Raw genomic sequence first — 23,713 nt, forward strand, 5'->3', positions numbered from 1 at the left:
AGTCAGGTTGAAGTCATGTAGATCGGCTAGACTTACATTTAACAGAATGTGATGCCGTGACTGCTTACACGTGAAGGTGTTTGTCATCGCTGACCTTTTGGCGTTATATGATGGAAAATGCCGGGATACAGAGAGACCCGACTCTTTTAATCTTTCAAGGAGCAAAGAATGCTGATTCTGACTCGTCGAGTTGGTGAGACCCTCATGATTGGAGATGAGGTCACTGTGACAGTTTTAGGGGTGAAGGGTAACCAGGTGCGCATCGGCGTAAATGCCCCGAAAGAAGTCTCTGTTCACCGTGAAGAGATCTACCAGCGTATCCAGGCTGAAAAATCCCAGCAGTCCAATTACTAAGTTCTCGCGTCTCACCCAGCGGGTGAGACGCAAATCCCACCGTTCGTCTCGTTTTATCCTCTGCATTAACCGTTTTTTCTTCTGCTTATCTCTTTGATGCTATTTTCCCTGGTTACCGTTTTGCGGCCTTCATCGCGTTTTATCTGTTGATAAAACATCCGTTCTGCTTTTTTTAACACCTGATTGCCTGTGAAATGTGCAAACGAAAAAAATCTGCGGAAAATTGTTTGACTTATAAGTCCCAGAAAGTAATATGTGCGCCACACAGCGACGATGAGCAGAAACAAGTTCTCGAAGCACTCGCAAGAGGTGTTGTTGGTGAGGTGGCCGAGAGGCTGAAGGCGCTCCCCTGCTAAGGGAGTATGCGGTCAAAAGCTGCATCCGGGGTTCGAATCCCCGCCTCACCGCCATTTGCATCCGTAGCTCAGCTGGATAGAGTACTCGGCTACGAACCGAGCGGTCGGAGGTTCGAATCCTCCCGGATGCACCATCTTCTCTGCAATAGCGCATTAGCGTTGTTACAGAAAATGATAGCGCTTTAGCGGCGATATCAAATCTGCAGTAAAGTAAGTTTCCCGATGCATCCGTAGCTCAGCTGGATAGAGTACTCGGCTACGAACCGAGCGGTCGGAGGTTCGAATCCTCCCGGATGCACCATCTCTTACTTGATATCATTTTTGATGGTATCAATATCGGCAGTAAAGCAAGTTTCCCGATGCATCCGTAGCTCAGCTGGATAGAGTACTCGGCTACGAACCGAGCGGTCGGAGGTTCGAATCCTCCCGGATGCACCATTCTTTGTTTTGCACGATACTTAGCTTTTCCGATGCATCCGTAGCTCAGCTGGATAGAGTACTCGGCTACGAACCGAGCGGTCGGAGGTTCGAATCCTCCCGGATGCACCATATTCTCCGAGATAACAGCTACACTGTTTTTTCAAGGTCTGCGAGATAATCGCCAGCACCAGGGAGGATAGCGTTGCTTTAGCAACGACCCACAGGGCGAGGCGCAGCCGAGTAATCCTCCCGGATGCACCATCTCCTCGAAGTCGCCAACCTTTTCTTATTTTTCTCGAATTAGTCTTTTTAACCAAAAAATCTTCTTCACACTTTTCTCATTGGCAACTCATTCTTTCTTCTATAATTTATCCTTGTATACACCCTTATTCTGGTGACATGACTGCAAGGAGAGAAATCCATGAAATGGTTCAAAGCAACGTCTGCGTTTTGCGCTGCGCTTCTGATGGCTATCTCGCTGTCCGGCTGTGCTGGCTCGTCAACGAAAGAGAGCACCGGTGGTTACATTGACGATACCGTCATTACCACCAAAGTGAAAACGGCGCTGTTTAGCGACAAAGATATCAAGTCCAGCGAGATTAACGTGCAGACCTTTAAAGGCCGCGTACAGCTGAGCGGCTTTGTGTCGTCGTCCGCGGACGCTAAGCGTGCCGTCGAGGTAACCCGTAAGGTGCAGGGCGTGCGTGTCGTTGAAAACGATATGCAAATAAAATAATCCGTGACATGCGGATGATGATAAGGCGCTGAAAGGCGCCTTTGTTGTCTCTGCGGCTAACAGCGACAATCATCCCCATTTACGATAAAGTAACGTCACATTATCCGATGGGTGAGAAGACGATGTACGAGCGCTACGCTGGATTGATTTTTGATATGGATGGCACCATCCTTGATACGGAGCCGACGCACCGTAAGGCGTGGCGTGAGGTTTTGGGTCGCTACGGTATGCGTTTTGATGAACAGGCGATGGTAGCCCTTAACGGTTCTCCTACCTGGCGTATTGCGCAGGCGATCATTGAAAGTCATCAGGCCGATCTGGATCCCCATCTTCTGGCGCGTGAAAAAACCGATGCGGTGAAATCGATGCTGCTGGACTCGGTTACGCCGCTGCCGCTGATTGAAGTCGTGAAAGCGTGGCATGGTCGTCGACCGATGGCCGTCGGCACCGGCAGCGAAAGCGCGGTGGCCGAGGCGCTGCTCGCACATCTGGGCCTGCGCCACTATTTTGCGGCCGTTGTCGCTGCCGATCACGTTAAACTGCATAAACCCGCACCGGACACCTTCTTACTGTGCGCGGAGCGTATGGGCGTGGCGGCGGAACGCTGCGTGGTGTTTGAAGATGCCGATTTCGGCCTTCAGGCTGCCGCCGCTGCGGGAATGGATGCTGTTGACGTTCGATTGCTGTGAATGAACTTCTGGCGTTGGGGTCGCTGTTTGCAAGCAGCTTTCTCAGCGCAACGCTGCTGCCGGGCAACTCGGAAGCCGTGCTGATTGGCCTGCTGCTAGCAGGCGCAAGCAAGCCCTGGCTTCTGGTAGTAATAGCAACAATGGGTAATAGCCTTGGCGGGGCTACAAACGTTATTCTTGGTCGTTTTTTTCCATTACGCAAAACATCGCGTTGGCAGGAAAAAGCGGTGGGCTGGTTGCGTCGCTACGGCGCGGCCACGCTGCTGCTGAGCTGGATGCCCGTTATCGGTGATTTGCTGTGCCTGCTCGCAGGCTGGATGCGCATTTCCTGGGGACCGGTACTCTTTTTTTTATGCCTGGGTAAAGCGCTGCGCTATATCGCAGTCGCGGCGCTGACGCTGCAAGGCATGACGTGGTGGCACTAATTGGATGGCTTGTGGAAGAGTCCTCATCTCCACGATGACAATTATGCTTAATAAAATGAATTCGACAGGCGGGAGGTCAATTTGATCCCGGACGTATCACAGGCGCTGTCCTGGCTGGAAAAACACCCTCAGGCTCTTGAAGGGATCCAGCGCGGTCTTGAGCGCGAAACCCTACGCGTTAATGCAGATGGTTCTCTGGCAACAACCGGTCATCCGGAGGCGCTGGGCGCCACGCTGACCCATAAATGGATCACTACCGATTTCGCCGAAGCGCTGCTGGAGTTTATTACTCCGGTCGACGGCGACATCAACCATATGCTGACGTTTCTGCGCGATGTGCATCGTCACACTGCACGTCAGCTCGGCGATGAGCGTATGTGGCCGCTGAGCATGCCGTGCTACATCGCGCCGGGTCAGGACATTGAGCTGGCGCAGTACGGCACGTCGAACATTGGTCGCCTGAAAACGCTGTATCGTGAAGGGCTGAAAAACCGCTACGGCGCGCTGATGCAAACCATCTCCGGCGTTCACTACAACTTCTCTTTGCCGATGGCTTTCTGGCAGGCGAAGTGCGGTACGCAGGATAAAGAAGCGATTTCAGCCGGTTATTTTCGTCTGATTCGTAACTATTACCGCTTCGGCTGGGTGATACCGTATCTGTTTGGCGCCTCTCCGGCGATCTGTTCTTCCTTCCTGCAGGGCAAACCGACGACGCTGCCGTTTGAGAAAACCGAATGCGGCATGTACTACCTGCCTTACGCCACCTCGCTGCGTCTGAGCGATCTGGGTTATACCAATAAATCGCAAAGCAATCTCGGAATTACGTTTAACGAATTGCACGAGTATGTGGCAGGATTGAAGCGCGCGATCAAAACGCCGTCGGAAGAGTATGCCCGCATTGGTCTGGAGAGAGACGGCAAGTATCTGCAGATCAACAGCAACATTCTGCAGATTGAAAACGAGCTGTATGCGCCGATTCGCCCCAAACGTGTGACCCGCGACGGCGAAACTCCGTCCGATGCGCTGCTGCGCGGCGGTATTGAATATATCGAAGTACGCTCGCTGGACATCAACCCGTTCTCGCCAATTGGTGTCGATGAGCAGCAGATTCGCTTCCTCGACCTGTTTATGGTCTGGTGCGTGCTGGCCGATGCGCCGGAGATGAGCAGCGATGAGCTTCTGTGCACCCGTACCAACTGGAATCGCGTGATTCTGGAAGGGCGTAAGCCGGGGCTGACGCTGGGCATTGGCTGCGAAACCGCGCAGTTCCCGCTGACCAAAGTGGGCAAAGATCTGTTCCACGATCTGAAACGTGTCGCGCAGACGATGGATAGCATGAATGGCGACACGGCCTACCAGACGGTTTGCGATGAACTGGTGGCCAGCTTCGATAATCCGGAGTTAACCTTCTCCGCACGCATTCTGCGTTCTATGCTTGATCAGGGGATTGGCGGAACCGGCAAGGCCCTGGCGGAACAGTATCGGACAATGCTGCGTGAAGAGCCGCTGGAGATTCTCAGCGAAGAGGATTTTGCAAAGGAGCGGGACGCTTCAAGAGCGCGTCAGCGTCAGATTGAAGAGGCGGATAACGAATCGTTTGAAGCGCTGCTGGCGAGACACGCCTGATACAAAAGAAAAAGGCCACATCACTGTGGCCAAAATATACATCTCTGAATCAGGGATGATGATAACAAATGCGCGTCTTTCATATAGTAAGACTGGCATGGGAACAAAGAGTTCAGTTTATTTTTAAAAAAATCACATTATCCTGAGGCAGAACGTGGCGGATTGCATAAATCATAGTTTATTCAATAAGTTAAATGTTTTTATCTTAATGAAAAAAATGCAGCGCGCGGGAGCAAGAAGGTGATATCGGAGGTTATGAAATGCCGTTGTTAGATAGCTTCACAGTTGACCATACCCGTATGGAAGCCCCAGCCGTTCGCGTGGCGAAGAAAATGAACACCCCGCACGGCGACGCGATCACGGTTTTTGACCTGCGTTTTTGCGTACCGAACAAAGAAGTGATGCCGGAAAGAGGGATCCACACCCTTGAGCATCTGTTTGCGGGCTTTATGCGCGATCATCTGAACGGTAATGGCGTTGAGATTATCGACATTTCCCCGATGGGCTGCCGTACCGGTTTCTACATGAGCCTGATTGGCACACCGGACGAGCAGCGCGTAGCGGATGCCTGGAAAGCCGCGATGGCCGACGTGCTGAAAGTGCAGGATCAAAACCAGATCCCGGAGCTGAACGTGTACCAGTGCGGCACCTACGAGATGCATTCTCTGAGTGAAGCGCAGGAGATTGCGCGCCATATTATCGAACGTGATGTGCGCATCAACAGCAATGATGAACTTGCGCTGCCGAAAGAGAAACTGCAGGAACTGCACATCTAGTTGATATGTGGATGTGGTGATAATAAAACCCTGGGGCTAGCCTCGGGGTTTTTATTTCTCGGGTTGTAATTATTTGCTATTTGAATGAAAAAAAGTAATGCATATCTTAAATAAAGATTTCTATTTTTATTTTGTGAGCTGTTAAACAAAATAATTTTGGATGCGGGCATTAACCCGTTTGTCGATCACATAAAATGAAAAACGTAATTGAATAGTCGAAAAACATAATAGAATCCCGCCCCGTAACTGTCAAAAATACCCCCAGAGAAACCGGTTTCATGACCAAAAATTAAAATGGGAGTGTATATGTCTACAGGGGATAGAATTTCTATTCGGGAGAAGATTGGCTATAGCCTTGGGGATGCCGCCAGTCATATCGTATTTGACTCGTCGGTGGCTATTCTGGCCTATTTTTACACCGATATTTACGGCCTGCCGCCTGCGGTAATGGGCACTATGTTCCTGCTGGTCCGTCTGCTGGATGCGATAACCGATCCGATTATGGGGGCCATCGCCGATGCGACTTCTACGCGCTGGGGTCGTTTCCGTCCATGGTTGCTGGCGATTTGTGTGCCGTTTGCTGTCAGTTGCGTGCTGGTGTATTCCATCCCGTCTTTCTCGGATACCGGTAAAGTGGTTTACGCGGTCGCGGCGTATATCTTTATGACGCTGATGTACACCGCGATTAACATCCCTTACTGCTCGCTCGGCGCAGCGCTCACCTCTGACCCGCGCGAAAGCCTGTCGTTGCAGTCCTGGCGATTTGCTATTACGCCTATCGGTGGCGCGCTGGGTACCGCGCTTATTCTCCCGCTGGCCGATTTCCTCTATCCGGCCGATCGGGCGACCGGCATCCAGGTTTCTATGGCTCTGTTTGGGGTGATTGGCTGCCTGATGTTTATTACCTGCTTCTTCACCACCAAAGAACGCGTTCAGCCGATTAAAGAAGAGAATCTCAACATTGCGCGCGACGTTAAAATTCTCTTTAAAAACGACCAGTGGCTGATTCTCTCCGTCTATAACTTCATGATGCTGGTTGCCGTGGTGCTGCGCGGCGGCGCGGTGGTGTATTACATCAATACGGTGTTGAATAAAGGCGCTGATATTATTTCTCTGTTTATGCTTGGCGGGATGTTCGCTTCCATGGCGGGGTCCGTGCTGGCAAAACCGTTTGGTACCCGTTTTTGTAAGGTGAAGCTTTCATTCTGGATTAACCTGCTCACTGCCGCATTTGGGGTTATTTGTTTCTTCGTTCCCCCACAGGCATGGATAGTGATATTTGTGATTCACATTATTATTTCTGTGATTCAGGGCGGTAACGGTGCGCTACAGTGGTCGATGATTACCGATACAAATAATTACGGCGAATGGAAAACGCAGCGTCGCATTACAGGAATGAATGTTGCGGCCAATATATTCATTATTAAGCTGGGGGTTGCCGTCGGTGGCGCCATTTTAGGTTGGGTATTGGCTTATTTCCATTACGAATCCGGCGTGGCCGTACAGTCCCCTTCCGCCGCTCAGGGCGTGATGCTGTTATTTACGATTGTTCCGGCTGTGTTCTACGTGCTGACTGCGTTCTCGATCAAGTTCTATGGTTTGAACGAAACCAGAATGAACGGCGTTGTTGATGACCTGAAAAAAGGCACATTTGCCCATTCGTAAGTTAAATCCTCGGGAAGGGGGAATCACGTATGCATCACGCTTTCATCGGTAAACCCCTGGAGGGGTTTGCCGAATTCTCGATGACCGTAGCGGCACAGGGCGCGGTATTACTGAAAAACAGGCCGCGGACGCTACCGCTGGATGAACTGGATACGATCGCCATTTTTGGCCGTACCCAAATCAATTACTATCGTAGCGGCACGGGGTCCGGCGGGGCGGTAAACGTTGTATCAACCTGTAACCTGCTGGATGCGATGCGCGAACGCTGCGGCGCGCGGATCAATAGCATCGTGGCGCAGAGCTATGAGCAGTGGGTTATCTCGCACCCTTTTGATAACGGCGGCGGAGGCTGGGCGCAGGAACCGTGGTTTCAACAGGAGATGCCGCTGAGCGATGATCTGGTTGCCAGGGCCAGCCTGGTTTCCAATAAAGCGGTGGTTGTGATTGGCCGCACAGCCGGTGAAGATAAAGACAATGCCGATGTGCCCGGCGGCTATCGCCTGAGTGATGCTGAATACGCCATGCTGAAAGCGGTATGCCAACGCTTCAATAACGTGATCGTTGTGTTGAACGTGTCTTCAATCATCGACATGTCATGGTCGGAAGATCCGGCGCTGCGGCCACATATTGGCGCCATTCTCTACGCCTGGCACGGCGGCCCGCACGGAGGTCGGGTGGTTGCTTCGCTGCTGTGCGGCGATGTGACGCCCTCCGGTAAGCTGACCGATACCCTCGCCACCTCGCTGGACGAGTACCCTTCAGCTGCCTGCTGGGGCGATAGCGTGCAAAATATTTATCAGGAAGATATTTATGTAGGCTATCGCTACTTTGAAACTTTCCGGCCGCAGTCCGTTCTGTATCCATTTGGTTTTGGGTTGTCCTACACGCGTTTTACCCTCCACGCTTTGCGGGCTGAGTTGATTGTCGATCCCTCGCTGTCGTTGCAGTTTACGGCGACGGTCGACAATGTGGGCGAGCGATTTGCGGGAAGCGAGGTGGTGCAGATCTATCTTGAAGCCCCTCAGGGGGTGTTAGGTAAGCCTGCGCGCCAGCTGATCGCGTTTGGGAAAACCCGGGTGCTACAGCCGGGCGAGCGTGAAACGCTGACGCTAACGGTGCCGCTGGAACGGCTGGCTTCGTGGGACGACAGCGGTGCTACCGGTCATCCCAACTGTTGGGTGCTGGAGGCGGGAACATACCGTTTCTGGGGTGGGAATCAGGTGCGTAATTTACAGCCGATCGGCGTTCAGGGCGAGGACGGCTACGTACAGCCGATGCTGCGGGTTGTGTCCTGTCATGAGCAGGCGCTGGCGCCAACGGTGCCATTTTCGCGACTGCGTCCCGGCAAACGCCTGACATCCGGCACGTGGCTTGAGGAGTGGGAGGAGACGCCGAGGAGAAAATTTTCTCTGCATCACCGTATTCATACGCGTCTGCCGTCGGCGCTGAGTCTGACTGGCGATCGAAATATTCGCTTTGCTGATGTGGCGCAGGGACGTGCCGATATGGCGGAATTTATCGCCCAGCTCGAGCCCGAGGAACTGGCCTGTCTGGTGCGCGGTGAGGGGATGTGTAGCCACAAGGTTACGCCGGGCGTGGCCTCAGCGTTCGGGGGCACCAGTGACAGCCTGTTGGAAAAAGGCATTCCGCTAGCCTCTACGGCTGATGGCCCTTCCGGTATCCGCATGGATAACGGCGCGCATGCGACGCTGATGCCCAGCGGTACGCTGCTGGCTTGTACCTGGGATCCGGTTTTGATTGAGCGTTTATACGCGATGGAAGGCAAGGAGCTACAGCGTAATCAGATCGATCTGCTGCTGGGGCCGGGAATGAACATCCACCGTCATCCGCTCAACGGGCGTAACTTTGAGTATTTCTCGGAAGATCCGCTACTGACAGGCATGATGGCGGCGGCCACGGTGCGCGGTATTCGTAGCGGTGGCGGCATTGCCACGCTCAAGCACTTTGCCTGCAATAGCCAGGAGCAGGCGCGTGCCCAGGCAAATGCGGTGGTTTCGGCGCGCGCGCTACGTGAAATTTATCTGCGCGGCTTTGAATATGCGGTGAAAGAGGGCGGCGCGATGGCGGTGATGACGGCGTATAACCCGATTAACGGCCACTGGTCAGCGTCAAACTACTGCCTGAACACGACGATTTTGCGCGATGACTGGGGCTTTCAAGGCATCGTGATGACCGACTGGTGGGCAAAGATGAATGATGCCATCGTCGGCGGTGACGCGACGGTTAACAACACGGCGGCGATGATCCGGGCACAAAACGATCTGTATATGGTGGTTAACAACAACGGCGCGGAGATTAATGCCGGAGAGGATAACACGCTGACGGCGCTGGCTGACGGAACCCTGACGCTGGGTGAGCTTCAGCGCTGCGCCAGCAATATTCTGTCGTTTATGCTGCACACGCAGGTGGTGAAGCGGGGCGAGGTGCCAAAAGTGCGGGTGCCGGTAATCACCACGGACAACGAGCTGTATATCGCAGATGCGATCAAAATCGCGCCCGAGTCGCGGCTACGCTACACCGAACCGCTGGCGATTTATATTCCGCACGCAGGAGCATATGACCTGCTGGTGAGCGTGAACGCGGCGGCGATGCCGCTGGCGCAGACGGCGACCAACCTGTTATTCAACGGTAAATTTGTCGCCACGATACAGACGCGCGGAACCCTGGGGCAGAGAGTGGTACAGAAGCTGTGTCGTGTGCAGCTGGAGCCGGGATACTACCGGGTGCAAACCGAGGTGATGAAAGCGGGTCTGGAAATCGACTGGCTGGAGTTTAAGCGTGTTGATTCCTGAGTGCCGTTTGTAGGCCAGATAAGGCAAGGCCGCCATCTGGCAATTTGCTCCGGGTAGACTGCTGTCGTTGCGCTTGTCAGGGTTATGTCATCTTGCTGTTATACAAGGATATTTTCGGTTTTCCGAACAAAAAAGCCAGCTCAACTGAGCTGGCTTTTTAACTAGTGAGCGCCACCGCCTCCACTGCCAGCGCCAAACGGCGGTCTGGCGAACCACACCAGCCCCAGCAGCACCAGGAAGATCCCCGCCGAAATCCAGAAGATTTCGTTGGCTGAGACAATCAGCCCCTGGTTGGTAATCTGCTGGGCTATCCAGCCGGAAGCCTGCTGCTGCGTCATCCCCATGCCTTGCAGCTGATCGTACATCTGCTGGGCATTGGGGTTGAACGGCGTCACCGACTCGGTGAGCTGAGCGTGATGCATTGCTTCACGGTTAGTCCACAGCGTGGTGGTAATCGACGTCCCGATGGAGCCTGCCAGCGTACGGGTAAAGTTCGACAGACTCGATGCGGCCGCCAGACGCTCAGGCGGTAGCCCGGAAAGCGTAATGGTGGTCAACGGCATGAAGAAGCACGCGACGGCGAAGCCCTGAATAAACTGCGGCCAGGCCGAGGCGCCGAAGTCCATTCCCGGTTCGAAGGTGTAGGCGCGCCAGTAGAAGCACACGGCATACATAATAAAGCTGAAGGTGACCAGACGGCGCATATCCAGCTTATGGGCAAATCGACCGATAATCGGCGACAGCAGCACCGGAATGACGCCTACCGGCGCTGAAGCCAGACCTGCCCAGGTTGCGGTATAACCGTAGACCTCCTGCAATAGCTGCGGCAGCAAAACAATCGCGCCGAAGTAGAGCATATAGGCCAGGCTGATACACAAACAGCCGATAGTAAAGTTTCGTGACTTAAACAACGACAGATCGACTATCGGGTTATCGTCGGTCAACTCCCAGACGATCAGGAAGCTTAGCGACACCACCGCCACGATGGTCAGCACAATAATTTCCGTGGAGTTGAACCAGTCGAGCTCTTTCCCCTGGTCGAGCATGACCTGTAGGCTACCAATCCCCAACACCAGCAGCGCCAGGCCAATGCCGTCGATACGCCTTTGCTCGGTTCGGGTTTCACGCCCGCGCAGGGTCTGGAGGCTTAACAATACCACTATCGCGCCAATCGGCACGTTGATAAAGAAGATCCAGCCCCAGTGATAGTTATCGCTGATGTAGCCGCCGAGGATTGGCCCGCAGATCGGGGCCACGATCACCGTCATCGACCACAGCGCCAGCGCGATTGAGCGTTTGGCGGGAGGATAGTTGCTGAGCAGCAAACTCTGCGACAGCGGGATCAACGGCCCGGCAACGATCCCCTGAATCACGCGGAAGAAGATCAGCATGCTCAGGCTGTTGGACATCCCGCACGCCCAGGACGCAATGACAAAGGCGACGGTCGACCACAGGAACAGCTTCACCTCACCGACGCGCTTCGCCAGCCAGCCGGTAATCGGAATGGAGATGGCGTTCGCGACCCCGAATGAGGTGATAACCCACGTCCCCTGGCTCAGCGATGAGCCAAGGTTACCGGCGATGGTGGGGATAGCCACGTTCGCGATGGTGGAGTCCAGCACCTGCATAAAGGTGGCCAGCGACAGCGCAATGGTCATAATGACCAGCTGCGCGCCTTCCAGCGGTTTTTGCTGTTGCATTACGCGCACCCCAGCATTAGTTGGCGTTGGCCTGGACGATGTCGTTAATCAGCTTGTTAACCGGATCGAGGCTGATTTCACGCGCATTGCTCTCGTAAACCGGGCTGGTACGAATCTGGTTAGCCAGCATCTGACCGTCGCGGTTGGAGGTATCAACCTTCACCAGCGTAGAGAGACCGATACGCAGCGGGTGTTTCGCCAGCTGATCGGCATCCAGTTCAATACGTACCGGCAGACGCTGTACGACTTTGATCCAGTTACCGGTGGCGTTCTGCGCCGGCAGCAGCGAGAAGGCGCTGCCGGTACCCATATCGAGACCGACCACTTTCCCGGTGTATTTGACGTCGTCACCGTAGATATCGCTGATGACGGTTACCGGCTGGCCGATACGCATGTGCGCCAGCTGCGTCTCTTTAAAGTTTGCATCTACCCACAGGTTGCTGGCCGGCACTACCGCCATCAGCGGAGTGGTTGGGCTTATCTGCGCGCCAGGCTGGACGGAACGGCGGGAAACATAGCCGCTCATCGGGCTGACAATTTTGGTACGTTGCAGGGCAAGCCAGGCGTTACGAACGTCGGTTGCCGCCTGGCGAACCGTTGGCTGATCTTCCAGTTTGGTCCCCAGAATCATCGCCTGGTTAGCGTTGTACTGCTGTACCGCCACATCGAGCGCCGCCTGAGCGCTGGTCACCGCATCTTTCGCGTGCTGCAGCTCTTCGCGGCCAATCAGGTTGGCGCTGCCCAGCGGAATACGACGGTTGAGGTCGGTTTGCGCCTGAGCCAGCGTGGTTTTGCGAATATCGATATTCGCCTGCAGCTGCTTGTTGTTGATCATCAGCTGGCGCATCTGGCGCACGCTGGAGGCCAGCTGGGTCTGCGCTTTTTCAAACGCCTGCTGAGCATCGGTCTGGTCAAGCGTGACCAGCACGTCACCCTGCTGGATGTAGTCGGTGTTGTCGGCCCAGACTTTCGTCACGCTACCGGACACCTGCGCCATGATTTGTACCTGGTTCCCTGCCACGTAAGCGTCATCGGTTTCCTCGAAGTGACGCAGAACCAAAAACCAGTAGGCCCCGTAGGCCACGGCAATAATAACAAAGAGCAAGGTCAACAAGATGAGGGCGCGTTTACGTTTGCCTTTCTTGTTGGCGGGTTGCTGCGGGGTTTGAGTCTCCGCATTTGCGCTCATGTGATTCTCCACATTTCTTATTATTGATATCGGCAACGCCGACCTGTTTACCAGAAAGGCCAGCAGGGGTTATCTGCTGGCCTGTTTGTTTTCATTGCGATCGCGGTAGTATCAGCGCAGGGCGTCGAGTACTGAGCCATCCTCTTCCATCTGATCCAGACGGGTAAGAAGTTTGCGGGTGATATGCTCAAGCTGATCTTTCTCAGCCGCGCTGAGAGACGACCAAAGCTGATGCAGGCAGTGATGCTGCGGAGGCAAAACCTCGCTCAGGAATTCGCGACCTTTGTCGGTGAGCTGCAGATGCAGACAACGGCGGTCATTGTCGCTTTCACGACGTTCAATCCAGCCGCGTTTTTCCAGTTCATCGGCGATGCGGGTGGCGTTGGTACGCGATGACCCGAGCGCGCAGCTGAGTTCGGAGGGCTGAATGCTGTGATTTTCTTGAGACTCCAGCGTAATTAGCGCCATAAACAACGTCTCGTTAATCCCTTGAGCTTTCAGCATTTTATTGCGGTTATCCAGCAGCTTACCCTGCATGTGCATACACAGGCGAGTCAGGAGAATTTCCTGAAAAGGGAACTCTTCGCAGCGGCTGGCGCGAAATTTCAGCATTTGTTCAATGGGCGTAAACGAACTATCCATCTGGGCATTACCTCATTAGTTACAGCCGATATAGTAACGACAGTGACAAATAAAGTAAATGAATTATTGCCAGTAATTTATGTGATGACCCTATGGCATAGGGGTGATGAATACGTATGCTCATCACCCCTCGCCGTTACTCGGCTGCCTGACGATGATAGCCCCACCACCAGACCAAAAGGTTGGCGACGGAAATCGCCGCGCCGGCCGCACAGACTCCGAGCCAGCCGGCATGCTGCCAGGCCCAGGCCGATAGCAGCGACCCTGCCGCACCACCGATAAAGTAGCTGGTCATGTAGCCTGCGGTGAGTCGGTTACGGGCGTCAGGCTGCACGCGATAAATCACCGTCTGATTGGTGATATGCACCCCCTGAACCGTCAGATCCAGCACCAGAATACCGATAATCAGCGCAATGGCGGAGGTCTGGCCGTAGCCAATAGCCACCCAGGAAAGCAGCAACAACACCAGGCCCCATGTGGTTGTCAGGTGTGCTTTGCCTTTATCCGCCAGCCCACCGACGGGACGTGCGCCCAGCGCACCCGCCGCGCCCGCCAGACCAAACAGGCCGATCGTGCCTTCCGAATAGTTGAACGGTGCGCCCGAGAGCAGAAACGCCATCGAGGTCCACAGAATGCTGAAATTGGCAAAAGTCAGGCAGCCGAGCAGCGCGCGGGTGCGCAGCAGCTTATTGTGCGCGAAGAGGCTAAAAATAGAGCCGAGCAGCTGCGGATAGTTAAGGTGCGTCTCCTGCTTGAGCTTCGGCAGACCACGCCACAGGGCGAAGGCCAGTACCACCATCAGCGCGCTGGCGACCCAGTAAACGGTACGCCAGCCGCCGAGGCTTGCCAGCAGCCCAGCGACGGTTCGCGCCAGCAGGATACCCAGCAGCAATCCGCTCATCACGGTTCCGACCACTTTGCCACGCTTTTCCGGTGAGGCGAGGGTGGCCGCCATAGGGACCAGAAGCTGCGCGACTACGGAGAAGAGTCCCGTAAGGGCGGTACCGAGGATCATCATGACCAGCGAACTGCTGCTGGCGGTGATCAGCATGCCTCCCGCGGCGAGCAGCGTCATGGTGACAATCAGCGCGCGACGTTCAAACATATCGCCCAGCGGTACGAGGAACAGCAGCCCGGCGGCGTAGCCCAACTGGGCGGCGGTAACGATAAAACCGGCCTGTCCGGCGCTTAGTGAGAAGTGACGGGCGATGGTTTCCAGCAGCGGTTGTGCATAGTAGTTACTGGCAACGGCAAGGCCGGTGGCGACGGACATTAAGGCGATTAACGCTGGGCTAAGCCCGTGAGCAGGTTTAGTCATGGTATTGAGAATGTGAGGAAGAATAAGGACGATAATAACGAAAGGCTGGGAGGAGCGGGAAAATGTCGCGTAGCGGAATGTGCTTTTTGATGGCGGTCGTTGTCTCGTATAGGCCGGATAAGACAAAGCCGCCATCCGGTGACCGGTGGCGGCTTTGTTTGATGGCGCCAGGTTTATCAGTCCTTATTCTGCGCTGCCAACGCTTCTTTCACCCAGCCGTCAAATACCTGCTGGTGGGCTTTAATCCAGCCATCAACCTGGCCCTGAACGTCGGCTTCCGATGCTTTACCGGCATGCATCATGGAGTTCTGCGCGTTAATGTCAGACAGCGGCAGTTTCATAATGGCGAACAGCTTCGCGGCAGCCGGGTTTTTCTCGGCCCAGGCTTTGTTGGCGACAATATGGATAGTGCTTACCGGGAAGCCGTAGTTAGCGCCGTTAGGCAGCTTGGTGTCGGCATCTTTCGGAACGCCTGGCAGGGAAGAGAACGGCACCTGCAGCCACACCACGTCTTTGCCCGGTTTCAGTACATCGCTCACCCAGTACGGCGTCCAGGTGTAGTAGAAGATCGGTTTACCTTCTTTAAAACGGGTAATGGTGTCGGCCATCATCGCCGCGTAGTTACCCTGATTATGATCGACGGTTTTGTTCAGGTCGTAAGCTTCCAACTGGTGGTTGATGGCCGTTTCACAGCCCCAGCCTGGCGTACAGCCGGTCAGGTCGGCTTTACCGTTACCGTTGGTGTCGAACAGTTTGGCAATCTTCGGATCTTTCAACTGCGCAATATTGGTGATGTGGTATTGATCGGCGGTTTTCTTATCGATCAAATAACCCTGTGCCGCGCCGCCAACCAGCGTCCCTTCACGATAGAACTTCTTATCACCGCCCGCGGCGGCGTACATGTCGTTATGCAGCGGGATCCAGTTGACGGCGGTGAACGTCGCATCACCAGCGGCAATAGAAGTGTAGCCGACGTTGTAATCGACTTCGTTCGGTTTACTGACGGTGTAGCCCAGTTTTTCCAGCGCGCGGCTCACCAGCAGCGTCTGGAAGGTCTCTTCTGACAGGGTGCTCTGCACCGGCTGAACGGTAATGCCTTTCCCTGGAAGGTCGGCAGCAAACGCGCTGGTGGAGACCAGCGTGGTAAAAGCAGTGGCTAAGACAAATGAGTGTCGCATCGTTGTTCCTTTAATAGTGATAGTCGTGGAGCGTTGGCCCGCCAGCGCGGGCCAACACGATGGTTACTTAGTGAAAGGGCGAAGCAGCAGACCCAGCGGGCCGGTGCTGTACCAGCGGCGATTGCCGCGGCTGCGGGAGTCCCGGCCTACGGCCTGCGTCAGGCGGTCGAGGATAATGGCGAGGATAACGATCCCCACGCCGCCGACCGTCGCCAGGCCCATATCGAGACGGCCAATACCGCGCAGCACCATCTGGCCCAGACCGCCGACGGCGATCATCGAAGCGATAACCACCATCGACAGCGCCAGCATCAACGTCTGGTTTACGCCCGCCATAATGGTCGGCATGGCCAGCGGCAGCTGCACCTTGAACAGCATCTGACGCGGGCTGGCGCCGAAGGAGCGCGAAGCTTCAATCAGGTCTGCCGGTACCTGGTTAATCCCCAGAATGGTCAGACGCACAATTGGCGGCAGGGCGAAGATAATGGTCACCACCACGCCCGGCACGTTACCGATACCGAACAGCATGACGATCGGCACCAGGTAGACAAACGCCGGGGTTGTCTGCATCGCATCGAGCAGCGGGCGAATAATTTTTGCCGCCCGCGGGCTACGCGCCAGCCATATCCCTAGCGGCAGGCCTATCACCACGCAGAACAGCAGGGCGGTGAGTACCAGCGCCAGAGTGATCATCGCCTGCGACCAGGCTCCGATGGCGCCGATGGCAATCAGCGAGATAAAGGTCGCGATGCCCATGCCTACGCTGGAGATCTGCCAGGCAATCAGGGCGAACAGCACGATCGCTACCGGCGCAGGCATCCCCAGCAGCAGCTGCTGGAAGGCGCTCAGGATGTAATCGACGGGCACGCGAATCCCCTGGAACAGCGGACGGAAGTGCGTAACCACCCAGTCGATACCGTGCGTCACCCAGCTATCGAGCGGGATCAGCGTTTTATGGAACGGGTCCATAATGTCGAAGTGTTCGGGCTGCGGCGCGGGCGCGCTGTGCAGCCAGTCGGCGTTGCCGCCGGACGGTGCCGAAGCCGGTGAACCCCAGGCATCGGCGGAGTTAGCCGCGCTATCGGCGGCCGGTGTGGTATCCCACGGGTTAGATTGATCAGCCATTGTTGTTTGCCCCCTCGCGATCTAATGCCTGTAGCAGCATTCTTTTTGAAATAACGCCGACGTACTGCTGCTCTTCCCCAACAACCGGTACGGCGCAGGGGGCATGACCCACATGAGAGAGCAATTCGCTGAGTGGCGTTTGCGCATCGACGGCCAGTGGCTCATCAAGAAGCGCCGCGTCAATTCCCTGATTGGCTTTGAGCGCCTCTTTCAGTGAATCGATGGAGACAATACCGACAAACTTATTCCCGCGTTCGATGACGTAGCCGTATTCACGGTCATCATCCTGCAGTAATTTGATGGCGGAGCGCGGGCCAAAGCCCGGTGTTTTACGGATCAGACCATCCGGATTACGGCGCGCAATATCCTTGGCGCTAAATACCTGGCTAATATCTACGCCGCGGAAGAAGGTGCGGACATAGTCATTTGCCGGATTATTCAGAATTTCATCCGGGGTACCGATCTGTACCACTTCGCCATTTTGCATAATGGCAATGCGATCGCCAATTCGCATGGCCTCATCAAGGTCGTGGGAAATAAATACCACGGTCCGCTGATGTTTGGCCTGTAATTTGACTAACTCATCCTGCATTTCGGTACGAATTAACGGATCGAGCGCTGAGAAGGCTTCATCCATTAACAGGATATCGGGGTTAATGGCCAGCGCGCGGGCTAAACCAACGCGTTGACGCATCCCGCCGGAGAGTTCGTCAGGATAGGCGTGAGCATAGTTTTCGAGGCCCACCTGGCGCAGGGCGTCCAGCGCTTTCTCCTGGCGCTCTTTCACCGGCACACCGGCCAGATCCATGCCAAACGCGGTGTTATCCAGTACGCTCATGTGCGGCATGAGGGCGAATGACTGGAAGACCATTGCAATTTTTTTACGGCGGACATCGCGAAGCTCGGCGTCGGATATTTTGGCAATATCCACGCCGTCAATCAGCACCTGCCCACGAGTCGGTTCGATCAGACGATTGAGAAGGCGTACCATGGTGGATTTGCCGGAGCCGGATAACCCCATGATGACAAATATCTCGCCTTCTTCAATGGCCAGACTGGCATCTTTGACGCCAAGCGATAACCCTGTTTTCTCCAGAATTTGCTCTTTGCTGAAACCTTTGTCGATATATTTAAATGCTCGCTGTGGATGCTCGCCGAATATTTTATAAAGATTCTTAATTTCTAATTTAACTGCCATGCAATATGAAATTTCCTGTTTTTAGTTTATGTCGATATGCTACCTGATGAAAATAATGACCTGTATATACCCTAGCATACTGAGACGATGTGACAACCCTCAATCTGTTTTCATCCGAAATAGCCGGCAGGGTGATATCGCTCTCATTTCCCATGATATAAGGGCTGAGCGCAAATTAGCGGTAGTTGATTTTTTTTATAATTTTGGTCAGGAATTTGGGTTGAGATCTAAAAAATGTACTGAATATTTTCTGAAAACTAGAAGGGGAATGGCGGAGATTATTTGTATGATGATGACGTTTTTTTAGGAAATATCCGGGTGGAAAATAAGGCCGTGTTTTGCTGAATTAACGTGAGATATTTGAAGTAAAATAATGCCCGTGTACGGCGATGATTCACGGGCACTCCGGGACTACATCCGCATGCCAACGGCCAGCCGGTTAAAGGCGTTCATCAGGCTGATGGCAAAGGTCATATCGCTGATTTGCTCTGCGCTGAAATAGGTTAACAACGGTTGATATACGCTGTCTTCGGCATGGGTTCTGGCGATGTCCGTCAGGTCTTCGGCCCATGCCAGCGCAGCCTGCTCCGCATCATTGAAGTGATTACTCACTCTCCATCCCGCCAGCGCATCCAGTTTGCTCTGTTCAACGCCCGCTTTGCGCAGCGCTTTGCTGTGCATTTCCAGGCAGAACGCGCAGCCGTTGATTTGCGATACGCGTAAATACAGCAGTTCCAGCAGCGTGCGCTCCAGCGAGCTTTTTTCCAGCGCGATACTGGCCTGTACCAGCCCGGCATAGACGTTGGGGCTGAGTTCACTATAGGGTTGGCGTAATGCAGTCATTGTCTTTCTCCTCGTTCAAGATGTGACAAAAATAGCACTATAATGGTCTTAGAAAGATGGCCATATTAAGAGTAAAAAATAAGACCATGAAGCAGAAGAGCGAACCGCGTTACCGGCAAATAGCTCGCCAGCTGAAGACGGCGATTGAACAAGGAGAGCTCGCGGCAGGCAGGCGTCTGCCATCAAGCCGTCTCTATGCTCAGGAACTTGGCGTTTCACGCGTGACGGTGGAGAACGCCTATGGCGAACTGGTGGCACAAGGCTGGCTTGAGCGACGCGGGCAGGCCGGTACGTATGTAAGCGATCACTTAACACTGGAGACTGCGCCAGCTGAGCCGCTTGGCTTTGGTGGCGAACAGTTTCAGCCACAACCGTTTCAACTGGGGCTACCCGCGCTCGACCTCTTTCCACGCGGAATATGGTCCCGTGTGATGGGGCGTCGGCTGCGAACGCAAACGCGTTTTGATTTAGCGCTTGGCGATGTATGTGGCGAAATGGTGTTACGCCAGGCGATTGTTGAATACCTGCGATTGTCGCGAAGTATTGAATGTGAAGCCGAGCAGGTATTTATCACCTCGGGCTATGCGGCCGCTATGAGCCTGACTCTACAGGCTCTGTCGGGGCGTGGTGAAGGGATGTGGGTCGAAGACCCCGGCTTTCCGCTGATTCGTCCCACCATCGAGCAAGAAGGCGTGACGCTGCATCCGGTGCCTGTCGATGCCGAAGGGATGGACGTTGACTGGGCGCTCAAACATGCTGCCGATACGCGTTTTGCGCTACTGACTCCCGCGCATCAAAGCCCGACGGGCGTCGCGCTGTCACTGCCGCGGCGGCGACAGCTGCTGGATTGGGCAGCGCATCATCAGGCGTGGGTGATTGAAGATGATTATGACAGCGAGTTCCGCTATCACGGCAAGCCGCTGCCGCCGCTGAAAAGCCTGGATGCACCGCAGCGGGTCATTTATATCGGCACATTCAGCAAAGCGCTATTTCCGGCGTTGCGTACCGCCTGGCTGGTGGCGCCGATGCCGCTGGTGGCGGCGTTCCGCCGGCAGGCTCAACGGGTGGCTTGCCCGGTGCCACTGCTTTGGCAGCAAACGCTGGCAGATTTCCTGCGTGAAGGTCACTTCTGGCGGCATTTGAAGAAAATGCGCCTTCACTATGCCCAGCGTCGTCGCTGGCTTGAAGCGGCGCTTGTGGCGCACGGTTTTCAGGTGGTGGAACAGCTGGGGGGCATCCAACTGGTGGTGTCGGTTGACGGGGATGACCGGATGATGGCGCGTCGGGCGCGAGAGGCGGGCCTGGCGGTGCAGGCGGTTAACGACTGGCGCATGGCTCATTGTGGAGGTGCCGGGCTGATTATGAGTTTTACCAATATTGCTTCACAGGCGATGGCAAATGAACAGGTTGCGGCGCTAAGGCGAGCAATAAAATAAAAACCCCGGAGCATCAAAGATACTCCGGGGTAGACGCGTTTTTATTATCAACATCGTTATGGTTATATTATCGGCGCGATCCCAATAATACGCCAATAAAAATCCCCACTGCCGCGGCAGCGCTCACACTTTGCCACGGTTTATCGCGAACATAGCTGTCCGCGGTGTCGGCAACATCGTAGGCGCTCTGCTGTAAACGGCTGCGGCCATGAATACGAGCGCGGGTTTCACTCAGCAACGCTTTGGCTTTGCGTCGTGCAGTTTCCACTTCATCTTTATTCTCGCTGGCCCAGCTCTTGAGAATATCCTCCAGGCTATCGGCTAATTGGCTGACATCGTTATGAATATCCTGTGCTTCATCTTCTGCTTCATTGCGGTTAAATAATTTGGGCATAACGTCCTCCACGAAATTTGCTGGAGCGTTAAGTGTAGGTCATCCGCTATAAATTGCCGTGATTTAACGTGTTTCTGGATTTATCTGAAAGCGAGGCGAATACTGATTCATGTAAGGTGGCGATGCAGTAAAAGATGACGAGGAAAAAATATGTATCTACGACCTGATGAGGTGGCGCGCGTTCTTGAAAAAGCGGGCTTTACCATGGATGCGGTAACCGCCAAAGCCTACGGCTATCGCCGGGGGGAAAATTATGTTTACGTCAACCGCGAAGCGCGGATGGGGCGCACCGCCCTGATCATTCACCCGGCGCTCAAAGACCGTAGCTTTAAATTTGCCGAACCGGCATCTGATATTAAAGCGTGCGATCACTACGAACAGTTTCCGTTGTACCTTGGCGGCGATGTTGAACAGCATTACGGTATTCCGCACGGCTTTAGTTCACGAATGGCTTTAGAACGTTTCTTAGATGGGCTTTTTGGCGAGAATATCTAAATAAGAGACTGGCATGGCCAGTCTCTTATTACCCTGCTATCAGGCTTTCGCTTGGGTGTATTGCTCGACGCGGAACAAGCGACGGCAGAAATCGAGGAAGTAGCCGTAAGCGGCGCCCATCACCAGCGATATGACCGCGTTTGAGCTGACCGCTGCGGCAATTTGATGCCAATCGGCACCCACGCTCAGCAGAATCAATACGTATACCGGCGACTGGAAGGTCACGTACGCTAGCGGATCTGCCACTCTTTTCATCCAGCCAGCCGGGCTGATTCGCGCGGCCTGGCGCATGATGAAGTCACGGTAGATACCGTACGGCCATGCAATAATAATGTTCACCGGAATCGCCACCAGTCGAGACGAAAGTGACTGCTCGAAGGTCATTCCCGAGAGAAAAATTTCAATCATCATGTTCACGACGGAACAGTAGACCACCATGGCGAAAGTGTCTGCTGCCGCATGACGCAGGCGTGACTGCGCAGAGAACATCGGTATGCTCCTCGAAAATGAACGTTAAAACTGAGAGAAAACGTGTTTATTGGCGTTTTGGGTTGGTTTGTTCAACGCGTATAGGTTATCCATCTACAATAAAACAAACAACTAGTGAAATATTTTTATTTAATGCGTTTTTATCAATAAAATACTCTGTTTTTGATTGTTTTTTAACCTGTGCGCTATTTTTGTTTTTGACTCTGATTTTTGTATTAAAAATCAATGTATTATGCTTTGTTATCGAACGGTTAATAGTATCGGAAGCGTAGGGCTTTTTTGCGTTTAGCGTGCTAATGCTGAAATTATTGTGATTGTCGTCACTAATGGTGTTTTTAACTGACTAAAAGGCTATTTTTTGGCATTAAACGCTGGTGGGGGGTATTGGAGGATATGCGTGATTTGTGGGTAAGCATTCAGTTTCGTGAGGAGAGGCGGTGAGCCAGGCTCACCGCGGGGGAGGTCTTAGCAAACGCCAAAGTCGCCTTCTTCACGATACGGGGCAACGTCATCGTTTTTCAGCGTGTATTGCTTACCGTGTTCATCGCTGGCCTGGACGGCCACAATGCTCTCTTCATGTGCTTCAATAACCTTCAATTTTGGACCGCCCATTTTAGGCTGGACCAGATCGCCAGGTGCAAACATCAACGTGCTCCTTTGTTGTCTCTTGTCTTTATTAACGTTGCCGTAGCGGCGACAGCGCTTACCGCCTGTTCCACGGCATCATGGCTAGCAGCCGCGCCATACCACAAAAGCCGGTCACCCCGGCCAGGGTTAAGCCTGCGCCCACGAATGCACTTAGCAAGAAGAAGGCGCTGGATACGCTATAACCCAGTAGGACGCCCAGTAAAATTAGCACGCCCGCGGCGATCTGTACCTGGCGCATAAGAGGTAGTGGCTGTGATTTATCCTCGACCGTCTGCAGGCCAGCCTGCCGCCAGGCGTCGATCCCTCCGTCAACTATTTTAACCTCTGCAGGTGCTGCGGCGGCAATCAGTCGCGCTTCGTTGTTACGCGTACGATTGCCGGACTGGCAGTGAAAAATCACGATGTTGTCAGCTGAGGCCTGAAGCGTCTGCCCTTTTTCGATGGATGCAAGCGGAAACGGTCGGGCCACGGGAATGTGTTCACGCGCATACTCGTCAGTATCACGTATGTCGATAAGGATGGCACCCTGCTCAAGGAGCGTAAGCGCCGCTTGTGGAGAGAGGTATTCAACGGTCATGTTCAGGTATTCCTCAAGGGCAAAAGAGCGTTTTTAGGGTGGCAACAATCTGCCTCACCGCGTCGTTTTTAATAAAGTAGTGGAGGCGTTGTGCGGCTCGCTGGCTGTCAATCAGCCCCTCTTCGCGCATGCGCGCCAGATGTTGAGAAGTGGCTGACGGGCTTAAGCCGGTCACTTTCGCGAGATCGCCAGCGCTAGTGCCTGGCGCATCGCACAGCATACAAAGGATCAGCAGCCGGTGGGGGTTGCTCATCGCTTTTAGTAGCGTGGCGGCTTCGCTGGCGCGAGCCTGCAGAAAATCGATTTCGGTCATAGTTTATTTTATGTTTATCTTAATTAAGAAGACTCTAAACTAAAGAGGGAGGGATGACAAGCCGTGTTGTGTTGGTAATGTACTTATTGCTTAGTGTGGTTATTATCAGTATTTGAAAAGTCCGGGTGGTGACAATATTAAGATTATTCCTACTTTCGTGCGTGCTCAGCACTTTTTGTTACGCAGGCAATTTGATGGCATGCCTTGTGACGTTAATTTCGTTAAGTTTTAAGAAAGAGTGTTAATGACTTTTGTTTATGCATTGAGTATCTACACTTTGAACATCATTAGTAGATAACATTTAGTGA

23 protein-coding genes and 5 tRNA genes are annotated in these 23,713 nt (G+C 54.0%); 15 read left to right on the forward strand and 13 right to left on the reverse strand.

The annotated features are described in order from the left end of the window. Window positions 1-168: 168 nt before the first annotated feature. The 13 genes from csrA (at window position 169) to ABTW00_RS05230 (ending at window position 9,860) form a co-directional block, all read left to right on the forward strand. Entirely contained in the window at window positions 169-354 is a 186-nt protein-coding gene (gene csrA, locus ABTW00_RS05170) for a carbon storage regulator CsrA (protein WP_007370562.1), read from the forward strand. A 317-nt stretch (window positions 355-671) separates the two neighbouring features. Then, window positions 672-764 (forward strand) — tRNA-Ser (locus tag ABTW00_RS05175). Between the two features lie 3 nt (window positions 765-767). Next, window positions 768-844: transfer RNA gene (locus ABTW00_RS05180), tRNA-Arg, on the forward strand. A gap of 90 nt (window positions 845-934) precedes the next feature. Further along, window positions 935-1,011, forward strand: a tRNA-Arg gene (locus ABTW00_RS05185). Window positions 1,012-1,071: 60 nt separating this feature from the next. Next, a tRNA-Arg gene (locus ABTW00_RS05190) sits at window positions 1,072-1,148 on the forward strand. Between the two features lie 34 nt (window positions 1,149-1,182). Next, window positions 1,183-1,259: transfer RNA gene (locus tag ABTW00_RS05195), tRNA-Arg, on the forward strand. Window positions 1,260-1,551: 292 nt separating this feature from the next. Then, window positions 1,552-1,866 (forward strand): BON domain-containing protein, encoded by a 315-nt coding sequence (locus ABTW00_RS05200; protein ID WP_064543215.1) that lies wholly within the window; start codon window positions 1,552-1,554, stop codon window positions 1,864-1,866. Window positions 1,867-1,988: 122 nt separating this feature from the next. Further along, window positions 1,989-2,555: a fructose-1-phosphate/6-phosphogluconate phosphatase gene (gene yqaB / locus ABTW00_RS05205; RefSeq protein ID WP_065358199.1), complete on the forward strand. Its 567-nt coding sequence runs from the start codon at window positions 1,989-1,991 to the stop codon at window positions 2,553-2,555. Further along, on the forward strand, window positions 2,552-2,980 hold the full coding sequence (locus tag ABTW00_RS05210) for a YqaA family protein (RefSeq protein WP_064543219.1): 429 nt from the start codon (window positions 2,552-2,554) through the stop codon (window positions 2,978-2,980). The genes yqaB and ABTW00_RS05210 overlap by 4 nt, the downstream gene beginning before the upstream one ends. 81 nt (window positions 2,981-3,061) lie before the next feature. Next, on the forward strand, window positions 3,062-4,606 hold the full coding sequence (gshA, locus tag ABTW00_RS05215; RefSeq protein ID WP_433639325.1) for a glutamate--cysteine ligase: 1,545 nt from the start codon (window positions 3,062-3,064) through the stop codon (window positions 4,604-4,606). Window positions 4,607-4,866: 260 nt separating this feature from the next. Next, on the forward strand, window positions 4,867-5,382 hold the full coding sequence (gene luxS, locus ABTW00_RS05220) for an S-ribosylhomocysteine lyase (RefSeq protein ID WP_064543222.1): 516 nt from the start codon (window positions 4,867-4,869) through the stop codon (window positions 5,380-5,382). A gap of 306 nt (window positions 5,383-5,688) precedes the next feature. Next, window positions 5,689-7,047: a glycoside-pentoside-hexuronide (GPH):cation symporter gene (locus ABTW00_RS05225; protein ID WP_064543224.1), complete on the forward strand. Its 1,359-nt coding sequence runs from the start codon at window positions 5,689-5,691 to the stop codon at window positions 7,045-7,047. 29 nt (window positions 7,048-7,076) lie between these two features. Continuing rightward, the gene (locus tag ABTW00_RS05230) at window positions 7,077-9,860 is read left to right on the forward strand and encodes a glycoside hydrolase family 3 protein (RefSeq protein ID WP_433639329.1); all 2,784 of its coding nucleotides are present in this window, start codon (window positions 7,077-7,079) and stop codon (window positions 9,858-9,860) included. A 161-nt stretch (window positions 9,861-10,021) separates the two neighbouring features. Here the strand turns inward: ABTW00_RS05230 and emrB are convergent, their stop codons facing one another. The 8 genes from emrB to ABTW00_RS05270 form a co-directional block, all read right to left on the reverse strand. Beyond that, window positions 10,022-11,560: a multidrug efflux MFS transporter permease subunit EmrB gene (gene emrB / locus ABTW00_RS05235; protein WP_163446252.1), complete on the reverse strand. Its 1,539-nt coding sequence runs from the start codon at window positions 11,558-11,560 to the stop codon at window positions 10,022-10,024. Between the two features lie 16 nt (window positions 11,561-11,576). Next, window positions 11,577-12,749 carry a multidrug efflux MFS transporter periplasmic adaptor subunit EmrA gene (gene emrA / locus ABTW00_RS05240; protein ID WP_064543230.1) on the reverse strand — a complete coding sequence of 391 codons (1,173 nt, stop codon included), beginning with the start codon at window positions 12,747-12,749 and terminating at the stop codon, window positions 11,577-11,579. A 111-nt stretch (window positions 12,750-12,860) separates the two neighbouring features. Next, a complete protein-coding gene (mprA, locus tag ABTW00_RS05245; protein WP_064543231.1) occupies window positions 12,861-13,391 on the reverse strand; it encodes a transcriptional repressor MprA in 531 nt (176 codons plus the stop codon). 136 nt (window positions 13,392-13,527) lie between these two features. Next, window positions 13,528-14,709, reverse strand: a complete 1,182-nt coding sequence (locus ABTW00_RS05250) for an MFS transporter (RefSeq protein WP_433639333.1) — start codon at window positions 14,707-14,709, stop codon at window positions 13,528-13,530. 176 nt (window positions 14,710-14,885) lie between these two features. After that, on the reverse strand, window positions 14,886-15,887 hold the full coding sequence (proX, locus tag ABTW00_RS05255; RefSeq protein ID WP_064543235.1) for a glycine betaine/L-proline ABC transporter substrate-binding protein ProX: 1,002 nt from the start codon (window positions 15,885-15,887) through the stop codon (window positions 14,886-14,888). Between the two features lie 63 nt (window positions 15,888-15,950). Continuing rightward, the gene (gene proW, locus ABTW00_RS05260; protein WP_064543237.1) at window positions 15,951-17,012 is read right to left on the reverse strand and encodes a glycine betaine/L-proline ABC transporter permease ProW; all 1,062 of its coding nucleotides are present in this window, start codon (window positions 17,010-17,012) and stop codon (window positions 15,951-15,953) included. After that, a complete protein-coding gene (gene proV, locus ABTW00_RS05265; RefSeq protein ID WP_433639336.1) occupies window positions 17,005-18,210 on the reverse strand; it encodes a glycine betaine/L-proline ABC transporter ATP-binding protein ProV in 1,206 nt (401 codons plus the stop codon). Before proV ends, proW begins: the two co-directional genes overlap by 8 nt. A 411-nt stretch (window positions 18,211-18,621) precedes the next feature. Beyond that, window positions 18,622-19,053 (reverse strand): carboxymuconolactone decarboxylase family protein, encoded by a 432-nt coding sequence (locus ABTW00_RS05270; RefSeq protein ID WP_064543241.1) that lies wholly within the window; start codon window positions 19,051-19,053, stop codon window positions 18,622-18,624. Window positions 19,054-19,139: 86 nt separating this feature from the next. Between ABTW00_RS05270 and ABTW00_RS05275 the strand changes: the two genes are divergently transcribed. Then, window positions 19,140-20,489: a PLP-dependent aminotransferase family protein gene (locus ABTW00_RS05275; protein WP_433639339.1), complete on the forward strand. Its 1,350-nt coding sequence runs from the start codon at window positions 19,140-19,142 to the stop codon at window positions 20,487-20,489. 67 nt (window positions 20,490-20,556) lie between these two features. Here ABTW00_RS05275 and ABTW00_RS05280 read toward each other — a convergent pair whose 3' ends face one another. Beyond that, window positions 20,557-20,883, reverse strand: a complete 327-nt coding sequence (locus ABTW00_RS05280) for a DUF883 family protein (RefSeq protein ID WP_433639341.1) — start codon at window positions 20,881-20,883, stop codon at window positions 20,557-20,559. A gap of 150 nt (window positions 20,884-21,033) precedes the next feature. Here ABTW00_RS05280 and ABTW00_RS05285 point away from each other — a divergent pair, with 150 nt between their 5' ends. Further along, a complete protein-coding gene (locus ABTW00_RS05285) occupies window positions 21,034-21,378 on the forward strand; it encodes a DUF2002 family protein (RefSeq protein ID WP_064543247.1) in 345 nt (114 codons plus the stop codon). Window positions 21,379-21,417: 39 nt separating this feature from the next. Here ABTW00_RS05285 and ABTW00_RS05290 read toward each other — a convergent pair whose 3' ends face one another. The 4 genes from ABTW00_RS05290 to ABTW00_RS05305 form a co-directional block, all read right to left on the reverse strand. Then, window positions 21,418-21,867, reverse strand: a complete 450-nt coding sequence (locus ABTW00_RS05290; protein ID WP_065358204.1) for an L-alanine exporter AlaE — start codon at window positions 21,865-21,867, stop codon at window positions 21,418-21,420. Between the two features lie 465 nt (window positions 21,868-22,332). Then, window positions 22,333-22,512, reverse strand: coding sequence for a hypothetical protein (locus ABTW00_RS05295; RefSeq protein ID WP_065358205.1), 180 nt, complete (start codon window positions 22,510-22,512; stop codon window positions 22,333-22,335). 58 nt (window positions 22,513-22,570) lie between these two features. Further along, window positions 22,571-23,092, reverse strand: a complete 522-nt coding sequence (locus ABTW00_RS05300; protein WP_433639344.1) for a rhodanese family protein — start codon at window positions 23,090-23,092, stop codon at window positions 22,571-22,573. Window positions 23,093-23,105: 13 nt separating this feature from the next. After that, window positions 23,106-23,405 carry an ArsR/SmtB family transcription factor gene (locus tag ABTW00_RS05305; protein ID WP_433639347.1) on the reverse strand — a complete coding sequence of 100 codons (300 nt, stop codon included), beginning with the start codon at window positions 23,403-23,405 and terminating at the stop codon, window positions 23,106-23,108. Window positions 23,406-23,713: the final 308 nt, after the last annotated feature.

It is taken from the genome of Kluyvera georgiana (assembly GCF_050990895.1).
Lineage (GTDB): Bacteria > Pseudomonadota > Gammaproteobacteria > Enterobacterales > Enterobacteriaceae > Kluyvera > Kluyvera georgiana.